This is a genomic window from Pseudomonas sp. AP19, from assembly GCF_001728855.1.
Taxonomy (GTDB): Bacteria; Pseudomonadota; Gammaproteobacteria; order Pseudomonadales; family Pseudomonadaceae; genus Aquipseudomonas; species Aquipseudomonas fluorescens.
This window is the reverse complement of sequence record NZ_LXJP01000011.1, coordinates 1-10,956: the sequence shown is the minus strand read 5'-3', so window position 1 is coordinate 10,956 and position 10,956 is coordinate 1. Positions and strand designations below refer to the sequence as shown.

10 protein-coding genes are annotated in these 10,956 nt (G+C 60.6%); 5 read left to right on the top strand and 5 right to left on the bottom strand.

The features are described 5' to 3' along the window. Positions 1 to 67: 67 nt before the first annotated feature. Together A7D21_RS10530 and A7D21_RS10525 are read left to right on the top strand one after the other, a co-directional pair. Positions 68 to 802 (top strand): response regulator, encoded by a 735-nt coding sequence (locus A7D21_RS10530; protein WP_053257795.1) that lies wholly within the window; start codon positions 68 to 70, stop codon positions 800 to 802. Beyond that, positions 792 to 2,261, top strand: coding sequence for an ATP-binding protein (locus A7D21_RS10525; RefSeq protein ID WP_053257794.1), 1,470 nt, complete (start codon positions 792 to 794; stop codon positions 2,259 to 2,261). The genes A7D21_RS10530 and A7D21_RS10525 overlap by 11 nt, the downstream gene beginning before the upstream one ends. 125 nt (positions 2,262 to 2,386) lie before the next feature. Here the strand turns inward: A7D21_RS10525 and A7D21_RS10520 are convergent, their stop codons facing one another. After that, entirely contained in the window at positions 2,387 to 3,316 is a 930-nt protein-coding gene (locus A7D21_RS10520) for an AraC family transcriptional regulator (RefSeq protein WP_053257793.1), read from the bottom strand. 328 nt (positions 3,317 to 3,644) lie between these two features. On the opposite strand from A7D21_RS10520, the gene A7D21_RS10515 reads away from it, so the two are divergent. Both A7D21_RS10515 and A7D21_RS10510 read left to right on the top strand, forming a co-directional pair. Further along, entirely contained in the window at positions 3,645 to 3,986 is a 342-nt protein-coding gene (locus tag A7D21_RS10515; protein ID WP_053257792.1) for an antibiotic biosynthesis monooxygenase family protein, read from the top strand. 43 nt (positions 3,987 to 4,029) lie between these two features. Beyond that, positions 4,030 to 4,278 carry a hypothetical protein gene (locus tag A7D21_RS10510; RefSeq protein WP_053257791.1) on the top strand — a complete coding sequence of 83 codons (249 nt, stop codon included), beginning with the start codon at positions 4,030 to 4,032 and terminating at the stop codon, positions 4,276 to 4,278. Between the two features lie 126 nt (positions 4,279 to 4,404). Here the strand turns inward: A7D21_RS10510 and A7D21_RS10505 are convergent, their stop codons facing one another. Then, the gene (locus A7D21_RS10505; RefSeq protein WP_069551669.1) at positions 4,405 to 5,037 is read right to left on the bottom strand and encodes a flavin reductase family protein; all 633 of its coding nucleotides are present in this window, start codon (positions 5,035 to 5,037) and stop codon (positions 4,405 to 4,407) included. A 192-nt stretch (positions 5,038 to 5,229) separates the two neighbouring features. Between A7D21_RS10505 and A7D21_RS10500 the strand changes: the two genes are divergently transcribed. After that, positions 5,230 to 5,985: a hypothetical protein gene (locus A7D21_RS10500; RefSeq protein WP_053257789.1), complete on the top strand. Its 756-nt coding sequence runs from the start codon at positions 5,230 to 5,232 to the stop codon at positions 5,983 to 5,985. 139 nt (positions 5,986 to 6,124) lie between these two features. On the opposite strand, the gene A7D21_RS10495 is transcribed toward A7D21_RS10500, so the two are convergent. The 3 genes from A7D21_RS10495 to A7D21_RS10485 form a co-directional block, all read right to left on the bottom strand. Then, entirely contained in the window at positions 6,125 to 7,444 is a 1,320-nt protein-coding gene (locus A7D21_RS10495) for an MFS transporter (protein WP_053257788.1), read from the bottom strand. Between the two features lie 296 nt (positions 7,445 to 7,740). After that, positions 7,741 to 9,066, bottom strand: a complete 1,326-nt coding sequence (locus A7D21_RS10490; RefSeq protein WP_053257787.1) for a sigma-54 dependent transcriptional regulator — start codon at positions 9,064 to 9,066, stop codon at positions 7,741 to 7,743. Then, positions 9,063 to 10,826: an ATP-binding protein gene (locus A7D21_RS10485; RefSeq protein WP_069551668.1), complete on the bottom strand. Its 1,764-nt coding sequence runs from the start codon at positions 10,824 to 10,826 to the stop codon at positions 9,063 to 9,065. Before A7D21_RS10485 ends, A7D21_RS10490 begins: the two co-directional genes overlap by 4 nt. Positions 10,827 to 10,956: the final 130 nt, after the last annotated feature.

The following is a 10,956-nucleotide window of genomic DNA, read 5'->3' as shown; positions in this document are numbered from 1 at the left end:
GCTTGCTCGCGATAGGTCGAAGGGCAACAAATGACTTAAGCTTGGCCATAACAACAAGGAGGCCCCCGTGAGCGTAATCAGTAAATCGATTCTCCTCGTCGACGACGACCAGGAAATCCGCGAATTGCTGCAAACCTACCTCAGTCGCGCTGGCTTCCAGGTACGTGGCGTGCCGGATGGCGCGGGGTTCCGCCAGGCCATGAACGAGGCGCCGTGCGACCTGGTCATCCTCGATGTGATGTTGCCGGACGAAGACGGTTTCAGCCTCTGCCGCTGGATTCGCCAGCACCCGCGCCAGGCGCAGGTGCCGATCATCATGCTCACCGCCAGTTCCGACGAAGCCGACCGCGTGATCGGCCTGGAGCTGGGCGCCGACGACTACATCGGCAAACCCTTCAGCCCTCGCGAGCTGCAAGCGCGGATCAAAGCCCTGCTGCGGCGTGCCCAGTTTGGCCAGGAACGCAGCATCGGCGGCGATGTGTGGGTGTTCGACGAATGGCGCCTGGACATGATCAGCCATCGCCTGTTTCACGTTGACGGTGAAGAGGTGATTCTCTCGGGCGCCGATTTTGCCCTGCTTAAATTGTTTCTCGACCACCCTCAACAAATTCTCGACCGCGACACCATCGGCAATGCCACTCGCGGCCGCGATCTGATGCCGCTCGACCGCATCGTTGACATGGCCGTCAGCCGCCTGCGCCAACGCCTGCGCGACACCGAAAAACCTCCAAGGCTGATCCGCACCGTGCGCGGCAGCGGTTATCAGCTGGCAGCCAGCGTGGTTGCCGGCAATGCCCACTGAGCCGTTGACCGAGCGCCGCCGGCGCTTCCCGGTACCGCGCTCACTGTTGGGGCGGATGTTGCTGCTGACCTTGCTGGCGGTGCTGTTCGCCCAGGCGCTGTCCAGTGTGATCTGGGTCTCGCAATTGCGCGCCACCCAGCTCGAAGGGCTGGTCACCAGCGCCCGCAGCCTGGCGCATTCGATGACGGCCAGCGTGAGTTATTTCCGCTCGTTGCCGGTGGCCTACCGCCCGTTAGTGCTTGATCAACTGCGCAGCATGGGTGGCACCCGCTTTGTGGTGACGCTCAACGACCGCCCGCTGGATATGCAGATATTGCCGCAGACCCCGCGCAAGCAGGCGGTATTGCAAGCGGTGGATGAAGTGCTGCGCCAGACCCTGGGCAGCGACGTGCATATTTCGGTGGAGTTCGTCAGCGCCGAGGACCTGCGTATTTTCAATGCCGGTTTGAAGCTCGATGAACTGCCGCGCTCCTGGGCGCATTACGCGCTGACGCTTGAACCGGTCAACCCTCCCGTGTTGGTCACGCAGATCCAGCTCGCACCGGGCGAGTGGTTGTATATTGCCTCGCTGTTGCCCGAGCCCTACACCAGCCTTGAAGAGCAAGGCCTGCCCTCGCAGCAGGTGTGGTTCATCGTATTGACCAGCGGCTTTCTGTTGTTGTTTATCGGCCTGCTGGTGCACTGGCAGAGTCGGCCGCTCAAGCGCCTGGCGCGGGCGGCACGGGACATGTCCCTGGGCGCGGATGTGGAGCCGGTGGCTGAAGGCGGCGGCAGCGAAGTGGTGGAAGTGGGCCGTGCGTTCAATGCCATGCGTGAACGCATCAGCCGCTACCTGACCGAGCGCAGCCAATTATTCAGTGCGATATCCCACGATTTACGCACGCCGATTACGCGCCTGCGCCTGCGTGTGGAACTGCTCGAAGACGAGAACCTGCAAAACAAATTCGGCCGTGACCTGGATGAGCTGGAGTTGTTGGTCAAGGGCGCGCTGCAATGCGTGAAAGACACTGATATCCATGAAAACATCGAGCCGGTCGACCTCAATCACGTGCTCGATTGCCTGGTCGAGCCGTACCTGGCGCCCAATGGCAACGGCCGCATCACCCAGCATGGCCGCGCCCTGGCGCCGTACCCGGGCAAACCGTTGGCGCTTAAACGCTGCATCGGCAACCTGATCGACAACGCGTTGAAGTACGGGCAGAACGCCCACTTGCATATCGAGGACGATGGCGCGGAATTCATTCTGCACGTTGATGACGAAGGGCCAGGCGTGCCGGAGCAGCGGCTGGAGCAAGTCTTCGAACCGCATTTTCGCTTGGCCGGCCAGCAGCAGGGCTACGGTTTGGGCCTGGGTATCGCGCGCAACATCGCCCATAGCCATGGCGGTGAAGTGAGTTTGCAGAACCTGCGCGAGGGTGGTTTGCGAGTCACCTTACAGCTGCCGCGAACCCTGGACTAAAGCACACAGAGGATCAAATGTGGGAGCGGGCTTGCTCGCGAATGCAGAGTGTCAGTCACCGAAAATTTTGACTGGTCCGCCGCTTTCGCGAGCAAGCCCGCTCCCACATTTTGAACGCCTCTGGGTCAGATGCTCTGGCGCAACCGGGCCAAATCTCTCAGTGGCGGCGCCCCAAACAACCGGCTGTACTCGCGGCTGAACTGCGACGGGCTTTCATACCCCACCCGATACCCCGCCGCCGAGGCCTCCAGCCCTTCGGCGATCATCAACCGCCGCGCCTCCTGCAAACGCAGCTGCTTCTGGTATTGCAACGGGCTCATGGCGGTGATCGCCTTGAAGCGGTGGTGCAAGGTCGAGACGCTGAGGTTCACTTCCTTGGCCAGCTCATCAATACGCAGCGGCTGTTCATAGTTGCCGTTCAGCCAGGTGATCGCCTGGCTTACGCGATGGCTCTGACTGTTGGCCACGGCAATTTCATACAGTCGGTAGCCTTGCGGGCCACGCAGCAACCGGTAGAGGATTTCGCGGTTGATCAACGGTGCGAGCATCGCAATGTCTTTGGGGGTGTCCAGCAAGCGCGCCAGGCGCAGCACGGCATCCAGCAACTGGGCATCAATACGGTCGACGTACATGCCGCGAGACGTCGGCCGCGACGGCACGCCCATCGGCCCGGCCTCGGCAATCAGCGCCGTGAGTTGCGCCGGGTCGATATTGATCCGCACCGACAGGTTGGGGTCTTGCGGCGTCGCGTCGATGACCCGACCGGCCACCGGCATGGCAACCGAAAACACCAAATAGTTGAGCGGGTCGTAGGCAAAGACCTCGTCGGCCAGGCGCACTTCCTTGCTGCCACTGGCAAGAATGCACAGCGCCGGTTCGACCAGCACCGGCATGAAGTCGCGCGGCGTGTTGTGGCGGTTCAGGAACAACGAGGTGACCGCTGTGCCGTAGGAGCCATCTTCCCAGGTATGCCGGTGCACGATGCTGGCGAGTTCGACGCGCTGTTTTTCCGTCTCGGCATCGAGGGGAATGGACGTATGTTGCGGCGACGACATGGGGTGTCCTCTACAAGCTTCTTTGATGGGCTCAGCTTAGCGGTGGCTTTTCAAAAGGTGTTACGTCGATTCTGCACAATCCTTGCCTGATCCTGCGATAAGTCGTGAATCAGGCAAGCACGACGCCTGTCATCTGCCTGAAACACTGAGCCTGTGCATGGAATAAATCCCGGGCGCCAAACGTCTTATCTACGCTTCTCGCAGGATTGTGCAATAAGCCTGCAGGAATTGACTAACCACGCCCACGCCTGCGCCGCTATCTTTGATCCTGTGGCAACACGCCCCCACAGTGGTTGCCGAGCATCACTTCTCAACGGGAGAGTCGAACATGTCCACCCCAATTCCCGCGAGCCATATGGCCTTTATCCGCGCCCGCACCGGGTGCAGCACCGAACTCGGTGCACGCTTGAGCAGTTTGATTGAACCGGGCCGTCAGGCTCAGGGTTGCCTGCAGTTTTCATTGCAGCATTCCCAGGTCGATCCCGATGTATGGTTGGTCTCGGGCTTCTGGAGCAGCGAGCAGGCGATGAGCGCCTACTTCAGTTCGCCGGCCCTGATGATCTTTACCGAGCTGTTGAACGACGGGGTGGTCCGCAGCATGGACTTCCAGACCTTTACCGAGGCGTCCGCTGCGCATGCCTACGGCGAGTACCTGCAACTGGCCGGTTAGTGCTTTAGAATGGCCGACTTTCCCATTGGCCAGGATTTGCAACATGGCACGTAAAGAGTTTGCCCACCACGAAGCCGTTTCCGCCTTGGTGCGTGAAGAAGAGGGTGGCTACAGCGCTGCCATTGCCGTCAAGGCACTGGATGGCATGGGCGCCCCGCGTTTTCACAAGATCCTTGATGGACAGACGTTCAAAACCGCCTCCGACGCCGACGATGCGGCTGCCGCGCAATTGGTGCGGCTGGTCGATGTGGACGAAGAAGGTCAACTGAGCTGGGAAACAGCGGCCAACTAAACAACACGGCCGATCCAAATGTGGGAGCGGGTTTGCTCGCGAATGCACAGCGTCAGTCACTGGCAATATTGACTGGCGCACCGCTTTCGCGAGCAAGCCCGCTCCCGCATTTTTATTGCATTCCAATCAGCGCGCAGTGGCGCCTGGGCGATACATCTTGAACAGGGCCTCCGGCCCCAACTGGAAGTAATCCGCCGGGCCACCGCCACGCAATATCGGCTCGGCGGCGGCGGTGTCGTAAATCCCATCCTTGAGCAGCCACTTGGCGATGTGCACGGCAACCACTTCGCCGAGTACCAGCCAGCTGGGCACCAACTGCTTGTCGGCGCGCTGCAGCTGAATAATCTGCGTCACCTTGCATTCGAACGACACCGGGCTCTCGCCCACACGCGGCACGCCGACGATTTTCGAGGCCACCGGCGTCAGGCCGGACAGTTCGAACTCATTCACTTCCGGCGATACCGCTGCGCAACTCTGGTTCATCTGCTCGGCCAGCGGGCGGGTGGCCAGGTTCCACACAAACTCGCCGGTCTGTTCGATGTTATTCAGGCTGTCTTTGCGGCCCACGCTGGAAAACCCAATGATCGGCGGGATGTAGTTGAACGCATTGAAGAAACTGTAGGGCGCCAGGTTCAGACGGCCTTCGCTGTCGTGGGAGGAAATCCAGCCGATGGGCCGTGGGCCGACGATGGCATTGAACGGGTCGTGTGGCAGGCCGTGGCCATTGGCGGGTTCGTAAAAGTGGATAGCGTCAGACATGGCCGGGGTTCCTGCTGTTGGGTTCGGTGAAGGCGCCATACTGCAATTCATGGCGGCGGATTTCCATCGGCTGGATGGAATTTTCATTTAGTGCCCACCTATTTTTCACAGCGCCACGTTCAGTCTGCGCGCCAGGTCGACACCCCTCTAAGTCGGCCCATTGAAAGACTGAGCTTCGGAGCCTTCTGCACCATGAACAAACTTCCTCAGATCACCCTGGCGTTCTGGGTCATGAAAATCTGCGCAACGACCCTGGGCGAAACCGCCGGGGATTTGCTGTCGATGACCCTGAATGTCGGGTACGCCATCAGCTCGATGATCCTGATCAGTGTGTTTCTCGTCACCCTGGTCACACAACTCTGGTCGAAAACCTACAACCCGGTGCTGTACTGGATCGTGATTCTGTCCACCAGTACGGCGGGCACGACCATGTCGGATTTCATGGACCGTACCCTGGGCCTTGGCTATGCGACGGGCTCGATGATCCTGATCGCGATCCTGTTGATCATCTTTGCCTTGTGGCATGTCAGCGGTGATTCGCTGAACGTGAACAAGGTTCAGACCTTTCGGGGCGAACTGTTTTACTGGATGGCGATTCTGTTCTCGAACACCTTGGGCACCGCGTTGGGTGATTTCCTTGCGGATGATTCCGGGTTGGGTTTCGCTGGCGGCGCTTTGCTGATCGGCTCGGCTATTGCGGTGGTAGTGGCACTCAAATACTTCACCAAAATCTCGTCGGTGCTGTTGTTCTGGGTGGCGTTTGTATTGACCCGACCGTTTGGTGCGACCTTGGGTGACTTCCTCACCAAACCTCATGAAAAGGGTGGGCTGGATTTCGGCACCATCGGTTCATCGGCGGTGTTGGCGGCGGTACTGGTGGTGATGATTGCCGGAGCGTCGTATGCGCAGCGTCGGTATGGTCGTCAGCAGTCCGTAGAGTTGACCTGACACTGTTTAAGAAACGCTACGCAACGAAATGTGGGCGCGGGCTTGCTCGCGAATGCAGGGTTTCAGTCAACGGAAATACTGACTGGTCCACCGCGTTCGCGAGCAAGCCCGCGCCCACATTTTTTACTGCGCCCAGCCTTTAGTCCGTGGTAATCCGCGAATGCTTGCGGGTGTCTTTCATGGTCACGTAGACCACCAGCGACACCGCGATGCACGCGGTTACATACCAGTAGTAACCGGTCTCCATGCCGATGCTCTTGAACCACAGCGCGATGTATTCAGCGGTGCCGCCGAAAATCGAAACGGTCAGTGCATATGGCAGGCCCACGCCCAGGGCGCGGATTTCCGTAGGGAACAGTTCGGCTTTCACCACCGCATTGATCGAGGTGTAGCCGCTGACGATGATCAGCGCCGCCATGATCAGGAAAAACGCGCCCCACCAGGTCTGGATGGTGTGCAGCGTGGTGAGGATCGGTACGGTAAACAGAGTGCCGAGGATACCGAAGGCGATCAGGATCGGCCGGCGGCCGACCTTGTCCGATAACCCACCGACGAGCGGTTGCAGGCACATGAACAGAAACAGCGTTGCCGCCGAAATGGTGGTGGAGTCGGAAATGCTCATGCCGACCGTGTTCACCAGGTATTTCTGCATGTAGGTGGTGTAGGTGTAGAACGCCAGGGTGCCGCCCATGGTCAGGCCGACCACGGTCATCAGTTCTTTCGGGTGGCGCATCAAGGTGCGCATGGCGCTTTCCTTGGCTTTTTCCTTCTTGCTGAACGACTCGGTTTCTTCCATGCCGCGACGCAGGTACAGCGCGACCACTGCGCACAGGGCGCCGATGGCGAACGGGATACGCCAGCCCCAGTCATACAACTGTTCGGTCGTCAGGACTTGTTGCAACACGATCAGTACCGCCAAAGCGATGAGCTGGCCGGAGATCAGCGTCACGTACTGGAAGCTGGAGAAGAAACCGCGTCGTTCCTTGGTCGCCATTTCACTCAGGTAAGTGGCCGAGGTGCCGTATTCGCCACCCACCGACAAACCTTGCAGCAGGCGTGCGAACACCAGCAGGATCGGTGCGCCGACGCCGATGGTTTCATAGCCCGGGCTCAACGCGATGATCAGCGAGCCGAAGCACATCAACAGTACCGAGGCCATCAAGGCGGCTTTACGTCCGGCGCGGTCAGCATACAGGCCCATCAGCCAGCCACCGATCGGGCGCATCAGGAAGCCCACGGCGAAGATCGCGGCGGTGTTGAGCAGTTGGGCGGTGGTGTCGCCTTTGGGGAAAAAGGCTTTAGCGAAGTACAAGGAGAAGGCGGCGTAGACGTACCAGTCATACCACTCGACCATGTTGCCGACCGAACCACTGAAAATCGATTTGATGCGGCTGGAAGTACTGCGTTCTTTTGCCGGCGCAGCCGCCGACCCCAGAGGCAGGGCGTTGGAGTTATCCATTGAAGGATCCTTCATCTAATTGTTTTTGTGGAGCAGCGCGAGCGCAGCCTGGTTCGGGCTATAGCAGGAGCTGTGCCAAATAGATGAAGGCCCGGTTTAGAAGGGTTTGAAGAATTTTCTGAGCGGAAAGTCGCTTATGGTTTGAGGGTGATGAGCGGAAATCCGCTTATGGCTACTGGCTCCTTCGCGAGCAAACCCGCTCCCACATTCGATCCCATTCCAACTGGAGGGATGCGGTCGAATGTGGGAGCGGGCTTGCTCGCGAAGGCGTCCTGCCAGGCAATAAAAAATTCAGCCTACAGAAACGTATCCCGCACCAACCCATGCCGCTGCATCTTTTCATTGAGGGTTCGACGCGGCAGTTGCAACTCGGCCAGCACCGCCTTGATATCACCCTTGTGGCGTACCAGCGCCGCTTTCAGGCAATGCGCTTCGAAGGCTTCCTGCTGCGCCGCCAGGGATTGCCCGGCCTCGATACCTTCCGGTTCCGGTTCGCCAAGGCCCAGCACCTGGCGTTCGGCGACGTTGGCCAACTCACGCACATTGCCCGGCCAGTCATGGCTGAGCAGGCGCCCCAGTTGCGCGCCGCTCAAGGGGTGTGCGCTGCGGCCCAGGCGCTCGGCGGCGCTGTGTGCAAAGTGGTCGAACAGTAGCGGAATATCTTCACGGCGCTCGCGCAACGGCGGCAGGCGCAGTTGCGCTACGTTCAGGCGGTAGGCCAAATCTTCGCGAAAACGCCCGGCGCGGGCCTCTTCGAGCAGGTCGGGCTTGGTGGCGGCGATGATGCGCAAGTCCACGTGGATACTTTGATTGGAGCCCAGCCGCTCGAGTTTCTGTTCCTGCAATACGCGCAGCAGTTTCACCTGCTGAGCCAGCGGCATGCTTTCGATTTCATCGAGGAACAGCGTGCCACCGTGGGCGTATTCCAGCTTGCCGATGCGCTTGCCCTGGGCGCCGGTGAACGCGCCGCTTTCGTGGCCGAACAGCTCGGCCTCAAATAGCTGCTCGGGGATCGCCGCGCAGTTGAGCGCTACAAACGGCTTTTTCGCGCGCGGGCCGCAATCATGCAGGCAGCGGGCGACCAATTCCTTACCGCTGCCAGTCTCGCCACGAATCAATACGTTGACGGGCAAGCTGGCCAGGTCGAGCACCTGGCGCCGCAGGTTCTGCAAACTCCGCGACACGCCCAGCAGGCTGGATTCCAGCTGCGCCCGATGGTCGGCCTGTTGATGCAGGCGACGGTTTTCCAGGATCAGCCCGCGTTTGTCCAGCGCGCGGCGCAGGCTGTTGAGCAAGGCATCCGGGCTGAAGGGTTTTTCCAGAAAGTCGTAGGCACCGTCGCGCATGGCTTCCACGGCCATCGGCACATCGCCATGGCCGGTGAGCAAGATCACCGGCAAGTCGGCATCGCGGCGCTGCACTTCGGCCAACAGTTCCAGGCCGCTGAGCCCGGGCATGCGCACGTCGCTCAGGATCACCCCGGGGAAGTCCTTGGGCAATTGCGCCAGGCATTCTTCAGCGCGACTGAACAACTGCACGGCAAACCCCGACAGGCTCAGCCACTGCTCGACGGCCGTGCGAATGCTGGCTTCGTCATCGACCACAATCACCGCATTTATCATAGGTCAGGCGTCTCCAGCACAATCGGCAAGGTCAGGGTAAACACCGCGCCGTCGCCACGGTTGCCGGCGAGCAGGCGCCCACCGAGTTCGTGCACGATGGCGTAGGACACCGCCAGCCCGAGGCCAAGCCCATCCCCCACAGGCTTGGTGGTAAAAAACGGATCGAAGACACTGTTCAAGTGCGCTTCGGCAATCCCGCCGCCGCTGTCGCTGACGGTCAATTGCCACAGTTGCTGGTCGGCGTGCAGGCGGATTTCCAGGCGTTTGCGCGGTTTGTCTGCCATGGCGTCGAGGGCGTTGCGCAACAGATTGATCAGCACCTGTTCCAGGCGGATCGCATCGCCGCGCACCCAGGCCGGGCGGGTCAGGTCCAGCACCACACCGATGGCTTCATCGCGCAACCGTGCGTCGAGAAGGTGCAAGGATTGGTCGACGACTGTCGCCAGGTCCAATCTCTCGCGCAGGCCGCTGGGGCTTTTGCGGGCGAACGTCTTGAGGTGGCCGGTAAGTGCGGCCATGCGCGTGAGCATGTCGTCCAGCGGCGTGAGTGCCTTGTAGGCATCGTCCACGCGGCCATGGTCGAGCAGCAGTCGCAAGGTCGCCAACTGCATGCGCTGGGCGGTCAGCGGCTGGTTGATTTCATGGGCGAGGGCGGCAGACATCTGCCCCAGTGCCGCCAGCTTGGCGGATTGCACCAGGCCATCTTGCGCCGTGCGCAGCGCCTGAGTGCGCTCCTCTACCAGCTGTTCGAGCTCTTCGCGGCTGCGTTGGCGCAAGCGGGCCAGGCGCCAGCGTTGAGTCAGGAACAGCACCAGAAACACCAGCGCCAGCCAGGAGCCGGCAGCGGCAAGCCCGGCATTGCGTTGGTCTTCAAAGGCGAACTGTGGCTTGCGCAATAGGTGCAAGGTCCAGCCTTCGGCCTTCAGCGGCAGGGATTCCCAGATGTAGTTGGCGCTGCCGTCGGGACCGTTGACGCGCATCAGGTGGCTGTTTTCGTCAAAGCGTTGCAGCGTTTGGGTGTCCAGCGGCCGCAGTTGTTTCTTGTCGTATTGGCGGGTGGCTTTGAGCTCAGTGAGGTCGCTGGCCGACAACGGACGCAGGTTGCGGTAACGCCAGCCCGGCTGATTGGCGATAAACACGATGCCGCGTGCGTCGCTGACCAGCAGCAGGTCATTGCCCTGGGCCCATTCGCGTTCGAGTTCGGGAAATTCCAGCTTCACCACCATCGCGCCAAGGAACTGTTCGTGTTCATCGACCACTGCGCTGGAGAGGAAGTAACCCGGAATGCCGGTGGTCACCCCCACCGCATAAAAACGCCCGGTGCCCTGGCTCAAGGTCTGGCTGAAATACGGGCGAAACGCGTAGTTGTGCCCGACATAACTGCTGGGCAGGTTCCAGTTACTGGCTGCCACGGCCAGGCCGGTGCGGTCCATCAGTTCCAGGGTGGAAGACTGCGCGGCGCCGTTGATGCGTTCCAGCTTGCGGTTGAGCACGTCCTGGGTGGCGGTGTCCAGCGGGGCTTTCAGGGCGCTGATCATTTCCGAATCCAGCGCCAATACGGCGGGCAGGGCGCGGTAGCGTTCGATCAGGGTGTGCAAGGAATTGGCATACAGCGCCAGTTGCTGATTGGCGCGAGCGGCATCATCCACCAAGGCCTGGCGCTCGGCATGGCGGGTGGCCAAGGCGGCGGCCAGCACGGCACCGGCGATGATCAACAGTGAGTAGAAGGTCAGGCGCAGGGGGCGTGGGATCACGATCATACGGTGATGAACAGGCGCGGTAAGGGGCAAGCACCATAGCATGAGTAGGACTGTATTTTGTGGCGAGCGCGGCTTGTGTGGGAGCGGGCTTGCTCGCGAATGCGGTGTCTCAGTGACAGTTAAATTGACT